This window comes from Pseudomonas sp. KCJK9000 (genome assembly GCF_046230725.1).
GTDB classification, from domain to species: Bacteria; Pseudomonadota; Gammaproteobacteria; order Pseudomonadales; family Pseudomonadaceae; genus Aquipseudomonas; species Aquipseudomonas promysalinigenes.
The window spans coordinates 1-17,221 of the sequence record NZ_JBJJLN010000068.1 but is presented as its reverse complement, the minus strand read 5'-3'; the positions used below and the strand labels follow the sequence as shown (position 1 = coordinate 17,221).

The following is a 17,221-nucleotide window of genomic DNA, read 5'->3' as shown; positions in this document are numbered from 1 at the left end:
GCGGGCGAGGCCTGGGAGTTCTTCTTTGTATTTGCGGCACATCACGGTGCGGGTCATTGGGCTTCTCCTGCAATCAGTTCGTCGGCCGCGCGTTTGAGCAGCTTCTTGACCGGGGCGGCGAGGCCCAGGCGCGGCGGGGTGGCGAGGTTATACCAGAGCCAGTCGGCCTCGGCCACGTGCTGGCCGACCGGGTCGACGCGCACAAGCCACGGCTCGATCGCCAGCTGGAAGTGGCTGAAGGTGTGGGTCAGGCCTTCCAGCGCACGGCTGCCAGCCAAGCGCAGGCCGTGCTGGTAGGCGAGGTCATCGAGCTGGCCGATGTCGTCCAGCTCCGGCAGGCTCCACAGGCCGCCCCATAGGCCGCTGGAAGGGCGGCGATAGAGCAGGATGGCGCCTTCGTGGTTGGCCAGCAGCGGCATCAGCGTGCGGCGTTGGGGCAGCGCCTTGCGTGGCTTGGGCTCGGGGTAGCGGGTTTCTTCGCCGTGCAGGTGCGCTTCACAGCCGCGCTGCAACGGGCAGATCAGGCAGCTGGGCTTGCTGCGTGTGCACAGCGTCGCCCCCAGGTCCATCATCGCCTGGGTGTAATGGTTGGCGCGCTGCTGCGGGGTGAACCGCTCGGCGGTGGCCCACAGTTGGTTGGCCACCTTGGGCTCGCCGGGGTAACCGGCCTGGGCGGTATAGCGGGCCAGCACGCGCTTGACGTTGCCATCGAGAATCGGTGCGCGGATGCCCATGCTGATGCTGGCGATGGCCCCGGCGGTGGAGCGGCCAATGCCGGGCAGCTCGGTGAGCTGCTCGACGCTACGGGGGAATTCACCGCCATGCTGTTCGACAATGATCTTCGCGGCCTTCTGCAGGTTGCGCGCGCGGGTGTAGTAGCCAAGCCCGGTCCACAGGTGCAGCACTTCGTCCTCCGGCGCTTGCGCCAGGGCCTGCACGGTCGGCAGGGCCTGCATGAAGCGGTCGAAGTAGTTGAGCACGGTGCTGACCTGAGTCTGCTGCAGCATGATTTCCGAGACCCACACCCGATAAGGGTTGATGCCCTGTTGCCAGGGCAGGTCGTGGCGACCGTGCTGGTCGTACCAGTCCAGCACGGCGCTGGAGAACTGCGTGGGGGTCATCGCTTGAACAGCCCCTTGAGCGCGTCTTTCAATTCTGGGCTCACTTTGTCTCCAAGTTTTTCATCGATCTTGTCTTTGAGGCGGTTGCCAGCAAGCTTGGCTGCGACTTTGCCCAGGCCATCCTGGTCCAGGCGGCAAGCCTTGGCGCCCAGCTCCAGTGGGCCGCGGCAGCGCAGCGGCACTTCAACACCGACGTAGCGCTCATTGACCTGGCAGGCCGGGTCCGGCATGGCGCGCTGGTCGCCTTCGACGATCACCCCAACGTTGTAGTCCATGCCCAGCACGCGCAGGTCGAGGTCACCCTGGCCGTTGACGGTCAGGCCCGGGATGCGGGCTTTGAGGTCCGGGTTGCTGGCCACGCCATTGCGAATCACCAGGCTGCCGCGCAGTTCCTGGAACGGGGTGTCCTTGCCGCGAGGTTCGCCACTGAGGTGCTTGCGGTTGAGGGTGGCGATGGCCTGGCAGAGTTGCTGCTCCAGGTTGGCATTGACCAGCACACCGTCGTTGATGGTGAAGTTTGCGCTGCCGTTGAGGTTGTCGACCAGTGCCTTCTGGCTGTTGCCGGTGGCGGTCAGGTCGCTGTTCAGGGTCAGCAGGCCTTTGACCGGTGGGGTCTGCGACTTGCCTTCGGCCTTGATGAAGTGTTCGACCGGGACGCGGTTGATCTTGGTGTTCAAGCCCAGCTGCGGCACGGCAGGGCGCACGTCGATATTGCCCTTGGCCTCGAAGGAGCCGTTGTACAGGCCCCCGCGCAAGGTCTGCAAGGTCACCAGGCCGCCCTGTGCGCTAGCCTGCAGCTGGGCGTCGCTGATGGGCAGCTTGTCCAGCGTCAGCGAGCCGAAAGCCAGGTCGGCCTGCAGGTCGAGCCCGCGCAGGCGGTCGACCGGGAGCAGTTTGTCCTGGCTCCAGGCCACCTGGGTCGGGGCGTCGGGCAACGGCGAGCTGCCGGCACCGGCCACGGCGCTGGCTTCCTGTTGCTGAACCTCGGCCTGGCGCGCAGCAGTGGCCCCCTTGGCTTGCTCGCTCTTGGCAGGCATGTAGCGGTCGGCGTCGAAGGTGTCACCTTTGAGCTGCAGGCGCAGGGCTTGTTTGGCAAAGTCTTCGATGGCCACGCGGCCGGTGAAGGTGCTGTCATCCAGTTTCACGGCAAGGTCAGCCAGTGTCAGGCTGGTTGGCGTGCCTTGCAGGCGGGTGACCAGCTCCAGCTTGGCGAATGCGGCCGCGTCCTGGGTGGCCGGCAGTGGGTGGCCGATGCCGTCGAGGAAGCTGCGCAGGTCGAACTGGGCGATGGACAGCCCGCCGCTGAGCTGCGGTTGCTTGTCGAGGTCGCGCAGGTTCAGCTCACCGAGTGCCCGCAGTTGGTTGGCAGACACTTTAAGGCCGCTCCACGACGCCACGTTGGCGCCCATGTCGACCAGCAGTTGGCCCTGGGCACCAAAGGTGACGGTCTTGCCACCGGTCGGCTCACCCGAAGTTTCGCCGCTCAGGCGCATGTCTTCGAAGTTGTAGCGCTTGAGCGCGCGGTCGAAACGCAACTGCCCGGCAAGCTCCGTGCGGGCCTTGATCGCGGGTTGGCTGGCGCTGAGGAAAGCGCTGGCCTTCAGGGCGATGTTGGCGCCTTCGTGAACGGGGCCCGTGCTCAGCTGGATGCTTTCGGCGCTGTAACTTTGGCCGCTCTTGGCATCGGTGTACTGCACCCGGGCGTTGTTCACGGTGAGGCTGTCGATATCCAGCTTGACTGCGCGTTCGCTGCTCTGAGCAGGCTTGGCCGGTTGCTCGGCAGGCGCATGGGCAGGCGCATCGGCAGCGCCCTGGTCTGCCGTCGGCAGCGGCTTGCCGATGTCTTCCCAGTTGCCATGGCCGTTTTCGTCGCGCGCCAGGGTCAGGTTCAGGCCCTCGACCCGCACATCGCTCATCTGCACTTCGCGGCGCAGCAATGGCAGCACGCGTACAGACAACCCAAGCATCTGCAAGTCGGCGAATGGCGCTTGCGGGTTGGTCAGGGTCGCGATGCTGGCGTCATGCAACTCCAGGCCCAGCCATGGGAACAGGCTCCAGCCGATGTCGCCGTTGAGGGTGAGCTCGACGTGGGCCTTGTCGCGCGCCAGTTGGCGGATCTCGTCTTTATAGTCGTTGGGATCGAACAAGTGGGTCAGGGCGAAGCCCAGCGCCACAATGATCAGCAGCAACCCGAGAAGCCCCAGTCCCAGGATTTTGCCGAACGCTTTCATGGGCGAGTCCTTGTAGTCTGTAGTGTGAATTCCGAACGCCAGAGTATAGCGCCGCAGGGGAGGGCCCTGCTTGATCGGCGCACGATGCAGGGCGAATCAGGTGGTTTGGAGGTTCGACAGTTGTGGTGGCGCCAGTTCCTTCACGGCTGGATTCTTCGCCGGTGGCTCGCCTTTGGGAGAGTCATCAAAGCTTTTGCGCGCCAAGCGCTCGCCAGTGAAATACCGATTCAGCGTTGGCAAAAATAACGATATCAGATTGCTTTCATGTCACCTGTGAGCTGGTACTCTTGTGCCGCTTTGCGGCGTGGCCGCGACCCATTGTCGCGGGCCGTTACCCAAGGATAAGGCCCCTCGCCCTGCGTGCGAGTACAAGAGCCTGGGACGATATCCGCCAGCACTGTCTACCTACAAAAGGATCGAATCCATGAGCACTACAATCGGGGCAGGGGGTGTGGCCAGCGCGCCAAGCTTCCTGTCCAAGGAGCGCATCATCGCCCGGCCGGGCTTCAATCGCTGGCTGGTTCCGCCCGCGGCCCTGGCCATTCACCTGTGCATCGGCATGGCCTACGGCTTCTCGGTATTCTGGCTGCCGCTGTCTCAAGCCATCGGCATCACCGCGCCTGTGGCCTGTTCGGCCGACATGGGCTTCATCGCCCGTATGTTCAGCGCGCAATGCGACTGGCCGATCTCGATGCTGAGCTGGATCTATACCCTGTTCTTCGTGTTCCTCGGCTGCTCGGCGGCGGTGCTCGGCGGCTGGCTGGAACACGCAGGCCCTCGTAAGGCTGGCCTGGTGTCGGCGCTGTGCTGGTGCGGCGGCATGCTGATTTCTGCCATTGGTGTGAAGACGCACCAACTGTGGCTGATGTGGCTGGGGTCGGGAGTCATTGGCGGTATCGGCCTTGGGCTTGGCTATATTTCGCCGGTTTCGACCCTGATCAAATGGTTCCCGGACAAACGCGGCATGGCTACTGGCATGGCGATCATGGGCTTTGGCGGCGGCGCGATGGTTGGCGCACCCCTGGCTACCGCGCTGATGGGCCATTTTGGCAACGAGCATGAAGTTGGCGTGTGGCAGAGCTTCGTCGTCATGGCTGCGATCTATTTCGTGTTCATGACCGCAGGGGCTCTGGCTTACCGCGTGCCGCCTACCGGCTGGAAGCCTGAGGGCTGGACTGCACCGGTCAAAAAAGCCAACGCGATGGTCACCGACCGCCACGTCCACGTCAGCGTGGCTTGGAAAACTCCGCAGTTCGCGCTGATCTGGCTGGTACTGTGCCTGAACGTGTCGGCGGGTATCGGTATTCTCGGCATGGCATCGCCACTGCTGCAGGAAGTATTCGCCGGCAAGCTGCTGGGCAACGAGCTGACCTTCAGCGAACTGAACGCTGCGCAACTGGCGCAAATCGCTGCCATCGCCGCCGGCTTTACTGGCCTGCTCAGCCTGTTCAACATCGGCGGCCGGTTCTTCTGGGCGTCGTTCTCCGACTACATTGGCCGCAAGAACACCTACTTCGCCTTCTTCGCCCTGGGCGTTGGGTTGTACAGCCTGGTGCCGAACATGGGCCACTTGGGTAATGTGGCGCTGTTCGTGGCGGCGTTCTGCATCATTCTGTCGATGTACGGCGGTGGCTTCGCTACCGTGCCAGCCTACCTGGCCGACCTGTTTGGTACACAGATGGTCGGCGCCATCCACGGTCGCCTGCTGACCGCCTGGGCTGCTGCTGGCGTGCTGGGCCCAGTGCTGATCACCTATCTGCGTGAGTACCAGTTGGCGGCGGGCGTGGAACGTGCCGCGGCCTACGACATGACGCTGTACATCCTCGCCGGCCTGCTGGTGTTGGGCTTTATCTGCAACATGCTGGTGCGCCCGGTGGCCGACAAGCATTTCATGAGCGATGCCGAACTGGCTGCCGAGCGTGCGCTTAGCCACGACAAAGGTGCCGAAGGTGCGCGCTCGCTGGAATGGCACCCAGCCCCTGGCAGCCTGCCGCTGGTGCTGATCGCCTGGGCCGTGGTGGTGATTCCGCTGGCGTGGGGTATTTGGATCACCTTGCAGAAGACCGCTGTGCTGTTCCACTGATGGGGCCAGCCTGAGCGCATCACTGGGGCCTGTGAGGGCCCCTTTACGGCTGGAGCAGGTAGGTCGGGCAGTTGCTTGGGAAGGTGTGTCGAACCTGGCAGCGCCGACTTTACCCACCCATGCCTAATGCCATATGTCATCCGCGTTTCAAGCCGGCGCGTTCTGGGCCTATAATGGAGCCCTTTTCGCCCAATGATTTTGCGGAGCTGGTGATGGTCGAACGTAAGGCTTCCGTCGAGCGCAATACCCTGGAAACCCAGGTCAAGTGCTCGATCAACCTCGATGGCAGTGGCAAGGCCCGATTCGATATCGGTGTGCCTTTCCTTGAACACATGCTGGACCAGATCGCCCGTCATGGGTTGATCGATCTGGATATCGAGTGCAAGGGCGACCTGCATATCGACGATCACCATACCGTCGAAGACGTCGGTATCACCCTGGGCATGGCATTCGCCCAGGCCATTGGCGACAAGAAGGGCATCTTCCGCTACGGCCACGCCTACGTGCCGTTGGACGAAGCGCTGTCGCGCGTGGTCATCGACTTCTCCGGCCGCCCAGGCCTGCAGATGCACGTGCCATACACCCGCGCCTCGGTAGGCGGCTTCGATGTCGACCTGTTCCAGGAGTTCTTCCAGGGCTTCGTCAACCACGCCTTGGTGACCTTGCACATCGACAACCTGCGTGGGCACAACACTCACCACCAGATCGAAACCGTGTTCAAGGCATTCGGCCGCGCCCTGCGCATGGCCGTGACGCTCGACGAGCGTATGGCCGGGCAGATGCCGTCGACCAAAGGGTGCCTGTAAATGCAGACGGTAGCGGTAATCGACTATGGCATGGGCAACCTGCACTCGGTAGCCAAGGCGCTGGAGCATGTTGGCGCCGGTAAGGTGCTGGTCACCAGCGACGCGGCGGTGATCCGCGAGGCTGACCGTGTGGTGTTCCCAGGCGTTGGCGCGATCCGTGACTGCATGGCTGAAATCCGCCGCCTGGGCTTCGACAGCCTGGTCCGCGAAGTGAGCCAGGATCGCCCGTTCCTCGGCATCTGCGTTGGCATGCAGGCGTTGCTTGAGCACAGCGAAGAGAACGACGGTGTCGACTGCATCGGCCTGTTCCCTGGCCAGGTGCGTTTCTTCGGCAAAGACCTGAAAGAAGACGGCGAGCACCTGAAGGTGCCGCACATGGGCTGGAACGAAGTCAGCCAGACCATCGACCACCCGCTGTGGCACGACATTCCAGACCGTGCGCGTTTCTACTTCGTGCACAGCTACTACATCAATGCCGGCAAACCGAGCCAGGTAGTCGGCCGTGGCCACTATGGCGTCGACTTCGCTGCAGCCTTGGCCGATGGCTCGCGCTTTGCCGTGCAGTTCCACCCCGAGAAAAGCCACACCCATGGCCTGCAGCTGCTGCAGAACTTCGTTGCCTGGGACGGGCGCTGGTAAATGAGCCGTTCGAAGACCAAGGCCCCGACCATCACCCTGGCTGCCCAAGAGGAACGCGAGGCGCTCGATACGCTCAAGCGCTTTCTCGAAGACCGCTTCGAGCTGCAGCTGGGGTCGTTCGAAGTGGCCGAGGTCCTCGAGCTGTTCAGCAAACAAATTGCACCCCTTTACTACAACAGGGCGATTGCCGATGTTCAGCTGCACCTCAAGGAGCGGTTCGAGAGCATCGAAAGCGATCTGTGGGCGCTCGAGAAGCCCTGAAACCCTAAGAAAATACAGGTTCCCAAGATGCTCATTATCCCCGCTATCGATCTGAAGGACGGTGCCTGTGTGCGCCTGCGCCAGGGCCGCATGGAAGATTCCACGGTATTCTCCGACGACCCGGTGAGCATGGCCGCCAAGTGGGTCGAAGGTGGCTGCCGCCGCCTGCACCTGGTGGACCTCAATGGTGCCTTCGAGGGCCAGCCGGTGAATGGTGAAGTGGTCACGGCCATCGCCAAGCGCTACCCGACCCTGCCGATCCAGATCGGCGGCGGCATTCGTTCGCTGGAAACCATCGAGCACTACGTCAAGGCAGGCGTCAGCTACGTGATCATCGGCACCAAGGCGGTCAAGCAGCCTGAATTCGTCGCCGAGGCGTGCAAGGCCTTCCCTGGCAAGGTCATCGTCGGCCTGGACGCCAAGGACGGTTTTGTCGCTACCGATGGTTGGGCCGAGGTCAGCTCGGTGCAGGTCATCGACCTGGCCAAGCGTTTCGAGGCTGATGGTGTTTCGGCGATCGTCTACACCGATATCGCCAAGGACGGCATGATGCAAGGCTGCAATGTGCCGTTCACCAAGGCCCTGGCCGAAGCGACTTCGATCCCGGTGATCGCCTCGGGTGGCATTCACAACCTGGGCGACATCAAGGCCCTGCTGGACGCCAAAGCGCCGGGCATCATCGGCGCCATCACTGGCCGTGCCATCTACGAAGGCACCCTCGATGTCGCCGAGGCCCAGGCTTTCTGCGACAACTACCAAGGCTGAGGACTGAACCATGGCACTGGCCAAGCGCATCATCCCTTGCCTGGACGTGGACAACGGCCGGGTGGTCAAGGGCGTCAAGTTCGAAAACATCCGTGATGCCGGGGACCCGGTGGAAATCGCCCGCCGCTACAACGAGCAGGGTGCCGACGAAATCACTTTCCTCGACATCACCGCCAGCGTCGACGGCCGCGACACCACCCTGCATACCGTCGAGCGCATGGCCAGCCAGGTGTTCATTCCGCTGACCGTGGGCGGTGGCGTGCGTACCGTGCAAGACATCCGCAACCTGCTCAACGCCGGTGCCGACAAGGTGTCGATCAACACCGCGGCGGTGTTCAACCCGGAATTCGTGGGCGAGGCGGCAGACCGTTTCGGCTCGCAGTGCATCGTTGTGGCCATCGATGCCAAGAAGGTGTCCGGGCCGGGCGAAGCCCCGCGTTGGGAGATCTTCACCCACGGTGGGCGTAAGCCTACCGGGCTGGATGCAGTTGAATGGGCGAAGAAGATGGAAGGCCTGGGGGCAGGGGAGATTCTGCTGACCAGCATGGACCAGGACGGCATGAAGAACGGCTTCGACCTTGGGGTTACCCGCGCCATCAGCGATGCCCTCGGGATTCCGGTGATCGCTTCGGGTGGTGTGGGTAACCTGCAGCATTTGGCTGATGGGATCGTGGAAGGTCACGCCAGTGCGGTGCTGGCGGCCAGTATCTTCCACTTTGGTGAGTACACGGTGCCTGAGGCCAAGGCCTACATGGCTTCACGCGGGATCGTGGTTCGCTGAAATATTGATAGGGGCTGCTTTGCAGCCCATCGCGACCTCACGGTCGCTCCTACAAAAGCACCCGTGCCCCCCGTAGGAGCGACCGTAAGGTCGCGATAGGCCAAGCACGCGCCCCCCGTAGGAGCGACCGTAAGGTCGCGATAGGCCAAGCACCCGTGCCCCCGTAGGAGCGACCGTAAGGTCGCGATAGGCCAAGCACCCGTGCCCCCCGTAGGAGCGACCGTAAAGTCGCGATAGGCCAAGCACCCGCGCCCCCCGTAGGAGCGACCGTAAGGTCGCGATGGGCCGCAAAGCGGCCCCATTTACATCACCCGTGGGTCTTGCCGAGCAACGCGTGATAAAGCTCGGTATCCCCAAGAATCCCCACCACCTTGTCGTTATCCTGCAGCACCAGCTTGTTGCCAGTCTGGTAGCGAATCTGCAGGGCATCGCGCATGCCGATGTCGGCGTGCACCACCGTGGGCCTGCGCCCCAGCAGTTCCACATCCTGCCCTGGTGCCCAATTCTGCATATCCAGGCCGTTCTGGCCCTGGCGCGCACGCTTGAGCGAACCGCCCTCACCCAGGTCCAGCCAGGAGTCGATCCCTGGGTCCAGGCAGACCGAGCCGTTGACCCGTTTGCAGTTGTCCAGGCTGCGCATCAGGCTGCGGCCGCACAGCACATTCAGCGGATTGGTGTGGGCGACGAAGGTACGCACGTATTCATCGGCCGGGTTCAGTACGATCTCTTCCGGCTTGCTGTACTGGATGATCCGCCCGTCTTTCATGATGGCGATGCGGCTGCCCAGTTTCAGGGCCTCGTCCAGGTCGTGGCTGACGAACACGATGGTCTTGCTCAGCTTGGCCTGCAGGCCCAGCAGCTCGTCTTGCAGGCCCTGGCGGATCAGCGGGTCGAGGGCCGAAAACGGTTCGTCCATCAGCAGGATATCGGCATCCATCGCCAGCGCCCGGGCCAGGCCCACACGCTGCTGCATGCCGCCGGAGAGTTCGTCCGGTTTCTTGTTACGCCATTGGGTCAGGCCAACCAGTTCGAGCTTCTCATCGACCAGCTTGCGCCGCTCTTTCTCTGGGCGGCCCTGCATTTCCAGGCCAAAGCTGATGTTCTCGCGCACCGTCAGCCACGGCATCAGGGCGAACTTCTGGAACACCATGGCGATGCGTTTGGTGCGCATCATCTTAAGTTCGGCCGGGGTGCAGTTGGCGATGTCGATATGCTTGCCTTCGTGCTCGACGAACAGCTTGCCGCGGCTGACGGTGTTGAGGCCGTTGATGCAGCGCAGCAGGCTCGACTTGCCCGAACCGGACAGGCCCATCAGTACGCAGATCTCGCCTTTGTTGATATCGAGGTTGGCCTTTTCCACGCCCACCACCAAGCCGGTTTGCTTGAGGATCTGTTCGCGGGTCTGGCCTTGGTCCAGCAGCGACAGCGCTTCGCGTGGCTTGTTGGAGAAGATGACGTCGACGTCTTCGAATCGAATGATGCTCATGCCTCACCCCTTACCGGCAGTTCCGGTTGCTTGCAGATACGGTCGAGCATGATCGCCAGCAGCACGATCGCCAGGCCTGCTTCGAAGCCCAGGGAGATATCGGCGGTGTTCAGTGCGTTGACCACAGGTTTGCCCAGGCCGTCGGCGCCCACCAGGGCGGCGATCACCACCATCGACAGCGACAGCATGATGCACTGGGTAACGCCGGCAGCGATGCTTGGCATCGCATGCGGCAGTTCGATACGGGTGAGCAGCTGACGGCGCGAGCAGCCAAACGCCTTGCCGGCGTCCATCAGCTCTTGCGGTACGTCACAGATGCCCAGGTAGGTAAGACGAATTGGCGCGGCGATGGCGAACACCACCGTCGAAATCAGCCCCGGCACTACGCCGAGGCCGAACAGGGTCAGGGTTGGAATCAGGTAGACGAAGGTCGGCACTGTCTGCATCAGGTCCAGCACCGGGCGCATGGCGGTATAGAACATTGGCTTGTGCGCGGCGACGATACCCAGCGGCACGCCGATGGCCACGCAAACCACGGTGGCGAAGCTCACCTGGGCCAGGGTTTCCATGGTTTCCTGCCAGTACCCCAGGTTGAGGATCAGCAGAAACGAAAAGGCGACGAAAGCGGTTAGCGCCCATTTGCGCTGAATGAAGTGCGCCAAGGCGGCGAATATGGCAATGAGCACGAATGGGTTGAAAAAGGTCAGGGTGCTGGTGACCCCATGGATCATGAACTCCAGGCCTCGGGCGATGGCATCGAAGTACGAGGCGCCGTTCTGGGTCAGCCATTCCACGAACGACGCGATGTACTGCCCCAAGGGTATTTTCTGATCGATAAGCATGATAGCGAGCTTCCACCTGCAAAGATTGAAATCAGTCCGGGGCAGGCACGGTCCTGCCCCGCGGTGTTGCCATGGCGTCTTGCGTTATTGCGTCAGCTTGGCCTTGGCCGCCTCAAGGCCGGGTTTGCCATCCACGGTGGTAACGCCTGCAAGCCAGGTATCGAGCTTGCCGGGGTTATCCTTGAGCCACTTCTTGGCGGCTGCGTCGGGCTTCATCTTGTCGTCCAGGACATAGCCCATCATGGTGCTTTCATCCTTGAGCTCGAACGACAGGTTCTTCAGCAGTTGGCCGACGTTGCTGCATTCCTGCGTATAGCCCTTGCGGGTGTTGGTCAGCACGGTAGCCTTGCCGAAATCGGGACCGAAGAACTCGTCCCCGCCGGTCAGGTACTGCATCTTGAAGCGAGTGTTCATCGGGTGAGGTTCCCAACCCAGGAACACGATCGCTTCACCGCGTTTCTGCGCGCGGTCCACTTGCGTCAGCATGCCGGCCTCGCTCGATTGCACGATCTTGAAACCGGCATCCTTCAGGCCCCAGGCGTTCTTGTCGATCATGCTCTGGATGGTGCGGTTGCCATCGTTGCCCGGTTCGATGCCGTAGATCTTGCCGTCCAGTTCCTTCTTGAACTTGGGAATGTCGCTGAAATCCTTCAGGCCCTTGTCGTACAGCGCCTGGGGTACGGCCAAGGTGTACTTGGCGTTTTCCAGGTTAGCGCGCACGGTTTCCACCGTGCCTGCGTCACGGTACGGCTTGATGTCGTTCTCCATGGTCGGCATCCAGTTGCCGAGAAACACGTCCAGGTCCTTGCCGGTGGCCAATGACTTGTAGGTCACCGGTACCGAGATCATCGTGGTGTGGGTCTTGTAACCCAGTGCTTCGAGCACAGCGCTGGTGGTGGCGGTGGTGACGGTGATGTCAGTCCAGCCGACATCGGAGAAACGTACCGTCTTGCACTGCTCAGGCTCGGCGGCCTGGGCCATCAGCGGCGCAGCAAGCATCGCAACCAACAACAGCGAGGGTGAACCTTTCATGGATGGACTCCTGTGATTTTGTCTTCGGGTTCGCGTGGGTCGCCGGACGTTCTCAGGGTCCGGTCGACCAGGCCTGCAGAGGGCAGGTTGCGTGGCCGTGCTATACGAGTCGCTTTCGATAATCCTCCAGCGCAGGGCAATCGCCTACTGGTGGGGTCGTAACCAGTACGCAACGGGTCGCATCCAGTATGGGCGATGTCGTTTATGAGTTTTTCCACCCCTGTAGCCGTATTTTTGCGTCAGCTGGCCGCTTGAAAGCGGCGCGCGCCTGGCCGAAATGGCCGCGGCGCTGCTGGACAAAAGTACGTCGGTTGCAGACGGCGAGGGGGTAGGCAAAAGCCCGATGATGCGTGCATTCGTGGCGGCTCGCAGCTTCAGCCTAGCAGTTGCCCCGCCCTGCGCATGGCGCGCAGAGACAAGCCCAGCAAGAGGTGAAGCGACAATGGCCATCAGCGTGTTCGACCTGTTCAAGATCGGTGTCGGGCCCTCCAGCTCCCACACCGTAGGCCCCATGCGTGCTGGCGCCCTGTTCGTTCAGGGCCTGCGTGAGCGCGGCGAGCTGGAGCAGGTGCAAAGGGTCGAAGTGCGGCTGTATGGCTCGCTTTCGGCAACCGGTATTGGCCATGGCACCGACAACGCCACCATCATGGGGCTGATGGGCGAATGGCCAGACGCCATTGACCCAACCCAGATCGTCCCGCGCATCGCCGACCTGCGCGAAACCAATATCCTCAAGCTGGATAACCGCCTGCCCATCGAGTTCGTCTGGGCTCGCGACATGCTGTTGCTGGACGAAAACCTGCCGTACCACCCCAATGCCATGACCTTGATCGCCGAAGGCGCCCAGGGCGAACTGCACCGTGACACCTATTATTCGGTGGGGGGCGGCTTCGTAGTGGATGCCGCCCAGGCCGCCAGCGGCGTATTGGACGCCGACCAGACGGTGTTGCCGTACGATTTCAACAGCGCAGCCGAACTGCTGCGCCTGTGCAAGCAAAACGACCTCAGCGTGTCGCAATTGATGATGGCCAACGAGAAGGTCTGGCGCAGCGAAGAAGAAATCCGCGCCGGCCTGCACAAGCTTTGGGAAGCCATGCAGGAGTGCGTCAACAACGGCCTCAAATACGAGGGTACGTTACCTGGCGGGCTCAACGTACGCCGCCGTGCTGCCAAGCTGCACCGCAGCCTGCAGGAGATCGGCAAGCCCAACGTGATCGGTTCGACCATGAGCGCCATGGAGTGGGTGAACCTGTTCGCTCTGGCCGTGAATGAAGAAAACGCCGCTGGCGGGCGCATGGTCACTGCACCTACCAACGGCGCGGCCGGCATCATCCCGGCGGTGCTGCATTACTACATGCGCTTCAGCGATGCGGTGGACGAGTCGAGCGTGGTCGACTTCTTCCTCGGTGCAGCTGCCGTGGGTATCTTGTGCAAGAAAAACGCCTCGATCTCCGGGGCGGAAGTCGGTTGCCAGGGTGAGGTTGGCTCGGCCTGCGCCATGGCGGCAGCAGGCCTTGCCCAGGTGCTAGGTGCTACCCCGCCGCAGGTGGAAAACGCAGCCGAAATTGCCCTGGAGCACAACCTCGGGCTGACCTGCGACCCGGTCGGAGGCCTGGTGCAGGTGCCATGCATCGAGCGCAATGCCATTGCCGCGGTCAAGGCAATCAACGCCGTACAGATGGCCCTGCGCGGCGACGGCGAGCACTTCATCTCCCTCGACCAGGTGATCCGCACCATGCGCGACACCGGTGCCGACATGCACGACAAATACAAAGAGACCTCCCGCGGTGGCCTGGCGGTCAGTGCCATCGAATGCTGATGCGCCGATAGTGGTCTGCACCCTGCGCGACGCCCCGTTTTGGGGCGTTTGTATTTCAACCAATCGTCAGGTGTCGCGATCAGTGTCTGCATTGTCGGTGACACTAAAGAGTGTCGTTTCTGGGCAACCGGCGCTCGGCCTGTCACCAAATTGCTCAGCCGTAACCCGCAAGGCGCTAGCACGCCGGTTTGCGAAGGCTCACTAAGCCGAGCGAAGTCCCTGATTTGCCGAACGAAGGCGTCGTTTTCAGTTTTTTTCGGATGCGCGTTCAACTTTAGGCACGGCCTTTGCGTTGAGTTTGCTATCAAGCCCCCAGCATCGAAGTCGGGGTCATAACAAGAAAATCAGTGCCCGCCTGAGGCACCCCTGCATTTGTGTGAGGAGAAACCGCGATGACGTCGTACACCTCCGGGAACCCAACCCAGAACCGCACAGCCCCCCAGTCCATCGGGTTTCTTCTGTTGGACAATTTCACCCTGATTTCCCTGGCATCGGCTGTCGAGCCGCTGCGCATGGCCAACCAGTTGTCTGGCCGCGAGCTTTATCGTTGGCACACCCTGACCGTCGATGGTGGCCAGGTATGGGCCAGTGACGGCTTGCAGATCACCCCCGATGCAGCCATGCACAGCGCACCGCCGATCGATACCGTGATCGTCTGTGGTGGCGTGGGCATTCAGCGCACCGTGACCCGCGAACATGTTACCTGGCTGCAGGCTCAGGCCCGCCAGTCGCGCCGCCTGGGTGCGGTGTGTACCGGCAGCTGGGCGCTGGCCTGTGCCGGGCTGCTCGACGGCTTCGATTGCAGCGTGCACTGGGAGTGCCTGGCAGCGATGCAAGAGGCCTTCCCAAGGGTCAATATGAGCACCCGCCTGTTCACCCTCGACCGCAATCGCTTCACCAGCTCCGGTGGCACCGCGCCGCTGGACATGATGCTGCATCTGATTAGCCGTGATCATGGCCGCGAGCTGTCTGCGGCAATTTCCGAGATGTTCGTCTACGAGCGCATCCGCAACGAGCAGGACCACCAGCGCGTGCCGCTCAAGCACATGCTCGGCACCAACCAGCCGAAGCTGCAAGAGATCGTGGCATTGATGGAGGCCAACCTCGAAGAGCCGATCGACCTCGACGAACTGGCCGTTTATGTGTCGGTATCGCGCCGTCAGCTCGAACGGCTGTTCCAGAAGTACCTGCACTGCTCGCCGTCGCGCTACTACCTGAAGCTGCGTCTGATCCGTGCGCGGCAGTTGCTCAAGCAGACGCCGATGTCGATCATCGAAGTGGCGTCGGTGTGCGGCTTTGTATCCACGCCGCACTTCTCCAAGTGCTACCGCGAGTACTTCGGCATTCCACCGCGTGATGAGCGTGTGGGCTCCAACACCACGCAACAGGTGGCGATGATGCCAATCCCGCAGGCCATGACCCTGTCGCCACACGGTGGGCCGATGGCTGCCCTGAGCCAGGCGCGCAACGAATCGACCTTTGCCAGTGTAAGGCTCTGATACCGCACCGCCTGCATCGCGGCTAAAGCCGCTCCTACAGGTATTGCACGTCCCTGTAGGAGCGGCTTTAGCCGCGATGAGACCAGCACAGGCAACACAAACCCAACTTCTGATAACGATTCTCGACTACGGGTGACATCGCCCCCAGAACACTCTGGCATACCACCCCGTGAAGATATTCGACCGCTGATACCCAAATGATATGAGACAGCCTCTGTGCAGAGAAGGCTTTCTTGGAAATCACCCAGCACATGGCTTTATAAAATTTCTATGCTGTTATTTTTAACTTGAACTCAGGTAGCAATAAATCTCCTTTGGGTGTCAAAGATTCGAGTGAAACCATTACTGGGAAGTCATCATAAGTCAGATAAAATCTTTCCCTTTCAATGCTTACCTCCCATACTCTTATGTCGACAGTGTCCGTTTTTTTCTCGATCTTACCTTCAAGTAATTCAAGTACTGCTTTTGCATAATCCGGAAAATCCTCCCAGTTTATGCGCGAAGTTAAGTTTAGGCAGGACCTTCCTGAGTGCATTGTTTCTAAGTTCAAAGCGTCTAGCTTGAGGCTGTTCATCAAAATAGGTCTCCACCGCCAGAGCGGGTTGCGCTCTCAATGATTTGCTCAAATGACTTGCCTTTTTCTACAAGCCATTCGAATGTTGGTCCGAGCTTGTCACCGTATTTGCCTATGTTACGCTCGTCAATTACTTTTAGAAGATCCGGAGGGGTAAATTCTCTGTATTTCAGCTTGATGGCTGTGCGTGAAGCATGGGCGAATTTCGCAATTTCATCGAGCGTTGCGCTCGACGCCCTCATTGCGCTTACGCGTTGCTGCAGGTCGTATACTTCTCGGACATAGAGTTGTCTCAATGCAGGAAGGTTGCCGAAATCACCATCGGCCCTAAATCGGACGTTATCCCATTTAGGCACATCTATTGCTGTAGATGGCTTGGCTCTGTTCAATATTTGTCCTGAAGATGGCTGCAGTTCCGGGTGTGCCAATAATGCAGCCTGGTTCCTGCCTAGCCAGGAGGCTAGCTCTCTGTTTGTTACTTCGGCCTTGAAATTGAAGCTCCTGGACGCAATGCTTTCCATAGTGTTGGAAATGCCAGAGTTGATTGGGCCGCGTAATAGGTAAGCGACTATCGCGGTGAGTAGCAACTGGACCAGTTGCTCTTGCCCTCTGGCAAGTTGGTTGGCAGCCTGCCTTATCATCTGCTCTCTTCGAGCTGCAGATCCTCCAGTTGGGTCAAGCCCGCTAGGTATCCCGTCCTCTGAGTGCCAAGCTGTAATAATACCGTCTTGCAGTGTGGCCAAGCAGGTGGGTATTCCCATAAGGAAGTACTCAGATATTGCTGACAAGCCTAAACCGACAAGCACGAGGTTGCCAACCTCTAGGCCGATCGCACCTCCTGCGACTGCACCGGGAACTGCCCCCGCACCAAAAGCCAGTGAGCCAGCGGCGCCGCCAACGATGGAGCCAATTGTTATGCTGCCGCCCAGAATCATGGAGACTTCTTTTGCGAGCTTGCGGAGCACATCGATTATCTGCTCTATGTGAAGAGTGGACCAGTGTTGCCTGATTCTTTCAAGAAACATGGGTTCTGCGAGGTAATATGCCTCGCGCACAGCATCAATGCGATTTCCCCCTAAGCTCCCATAGGTTTGGTCGACTTGATGGCTCACGCGACGTGTAAATCCATTCCAGCTTTGGTTGCTTTCGTGCCAATATGTCTGAATGCTTTGATTTAGCTCACCAAATTTATTTTCCAGATTTCGCTCTATCTCGTCCCATGTAGGTACTTTGCTCGTAAAGTCCATTTATACGATCTTCCTTATCGTGTCTTGGTTAAATT

At 60.9% G+C, this 17,221-nt stretch carries 15 protein-coding genes; 8 read left to right on the top strand and 7 right to left on the bottom strand.

Annotation, left to right across the window (positions count from 1 at the left end; all coding sequences use genetic code 11):
• Positions 1-53: 53 nt before the first annotated feature.
• Both mutY and ACK59H_RS20765 read right to left on the bottom strand, forming a co-directional pair.
• Positions 54-1,121, bottom strand: coding sequence for an A/G-specific adenine glycosylase (mutY, locus tag ACK59H_RS20770; protein WP_060478307.1), 1,068 nt, complete (start codon positions 1,119-1,121; stop codon positions 54-56).
• Positions 1,118-3,352 (bottom strand): AsmA family protein, encoded by a 2,235-nt coding sequence (locus ACK59H_RS20765; RefSeq protein WP_409264842.1) that lies wholly within the window; start codon positions 3,350-3,352, stop codon positions 1,118-1,120. Before ACK59H_RS20765 ends, mutY begins: the two co-directional genes overlap by 4 nt.
• Before the next feature lie 424 nt (positions 3,353-3,776).
• On the opposite strand from ACK59H_RS20765, the gene ACK59H_RS20760 reads away from it, so the two are divergent.
• The 6 genes from ACK59H_RS20760 (at position 3,777) to hisF (ending at position 8,687) form a co-directional block, all read left to right on the top strand.
• Entirely contained in the window at positions 3,777-5,435 is a 1,659-nt protein-coding gene (locus tag ACK59H_RS20760; protein WP_060478309.1) for an OFA family MFS transporter, read from the top strand.
• 212 nt (positions 5,436-5,647) lie between these two features.
• Entirely contained in the window at positions 5,648-6,241 is a 594-nt protein-coding gene (gene hisB, locus ACK59H_RS20755; protein WP_023532883.1) for an imidazoleglycerol-phosphate dehydratase HisB, read from the top strand.
• On the top strand, positions 6,242-6,880 hold the full coding sequence (hisH, locus tag ACK59H_RS20750; RefSeq protein ID WP_060478310.1) for an imidazole glycerol phosphate synthase subunit HisH: 639 nt from the start codon (positions 6,242-6,244) through the stop codon (positions 6,878-6,880).
• The gene (locus tag ACK59H_RS20745) at positions 6,881-7,141 is read left to right on the top strand and encodes a DUF2164 domain-containing protein (RefSeq protein WP_060478311.1); all 261 of its coding nucleotides are present in this window, start codon (positions 6,881-6,883) and stop codon (positions 7,139-7,141) included. It begins immediately after the preceding gene.
• A gap of 27 nt (positions 7,142-7,168) precedes the next feature.
• Positions 7,169-7,906, top strand: a complete 738-nt coding sequence (hisA, locus tag ACK59H_RS20740; protein WP_003257484.1) for a 1-(5-phosphoribosyl)-5-[(5-phosphoribosylamino)methylideneamino]imidazole-4-carboxamide isomerase — start codon at positions 7,169-7,171, stop codon at positions 7,904-7,906.
• A gap of 10 nt (positions 7,907-7,916) precedes the next feature.
• On the top strand, positions 7,917-8,687 hold the full coding sequence (gene hisF, locus ACK59H_RS20735; RefSeq protein WP_060478312.1) for an imidazole glycerol phosphate synthase subunit HisF: 771 nt from the start codon (positions 7,917-7,919) through the stop codon (positions 8,685-8,687).
• 307 nt (positions 8,688-8,994) lie between these two features.
• Here the strand turns inward: hisF and choV are convergent, their stop codons facing one another.
• The 3 genes from choV to ACK59H_RS20720 all read right to left on the bottom strand — a co-directional run bounded on the left by choV (position 8,995) and on the right by ACK59H_RS20720 (position 12,047).
• Positions 8,995-10,173 (bottom strand): choline ABC transporter ATP-binding protein, encoded by a 1,179-nt coding sequence (choV, locus tag ACK59H_RS20730; RefSeq protein ID WP_261744565.1) that lies wholly within the window; start codon positions 10,171-10,173, stop codon positions 8,995-8,997.
• Positions 10,170-11,018: a choline ABC transporter permease subunit gene (gene choW, locus ACK59H_RS20725; RefSeq protein ID WP_186478442.1), complete on the bottom strand. Its 849-nt coding sequence runs from the start codon at positions 11,016-11,018 to the stop codon at positions 10,170-10,172. The genes choV and choW overlap by 4 nt, the downstream gene beginning before the upstream one ends.
• 81 nt (positions 11,019-11,099) lie before the next feature.
• Complete coding sequence (locus ACK59H_RS20720; RefSeq protein WP_060478315.1) at positions 11,100-12,047, bottom strand: choline ABC transporter substrate-binding protein; 948 nt, start codon at positions 12,045-12,047, stop codon at positions 11,100-11,102.
• A gap of 442 nt (positions 12,048-12,489) precedes the next feature.
• Here ACK59H_RS20720 and ACK59H_RS20715 point away from each other — a divergent pair, with 442 nt between their 5' ends.
• Both ACK59H_RS20715 and ACK59H_RS20710 read left to right on the top strand, forming a co-directional pair.
• Complete coding sequence (locus ACK59H_RS20715) at positions 12,490-13,866, top strand: L-serine ammonia-lyase (protein WP_060478342.1); 1,377 nt, start codon at positions 12,490-12,492, stop codon at positions 13,864-13,866.
• 392 nt (positions 13,867-14,258) lie between these two features.
• A complete protein-coding gene (locus ACK59H_RS20710; RefSeq protein ID WP_060478316.1) occupies positions 14,259-15,365 on the top strand; it encodes a GlxA family transcriptional regulator in 1,107 nt (368 codons plus the stop codon).
• Positions 15,366-15,633: 268 nt separating this feature from the next.
• Here ACK59H_RS20710 and ACK59H_RS20705 read toward each other — a convergent pair whose 3' ends face one another.
• Both ACK59H_RS20705 and ACK59H_RS20700 read right to left on the bottom strand, forming a co-directional pair.
• A complete protein-coding gene (locus ACK59H_RS20705; RefSeq protein ID WP_350492285.1) occupies positions 15,634-15,939 on the bottom strand; it encodes a DUF3630 family protein in 306 nt (101 codons plus the stop codon).
• A complete protein-coding gene (locus ACK59H_RS20700) occupies positions 15,939-17,186 on the bottom strand; it encodes a DUF6861 domain-containing protein (protein ID WP_350492284.1) in 1,248 nt (415 codons plus the stop codon). Before ACK59H_RS20700 ends, ACK59H_RS20705 begins: the two co-directional genes overlap by 1 nt.
• Between the last annotated feature and the right edge of the window lie 35 nt (positions 17,187-17,221).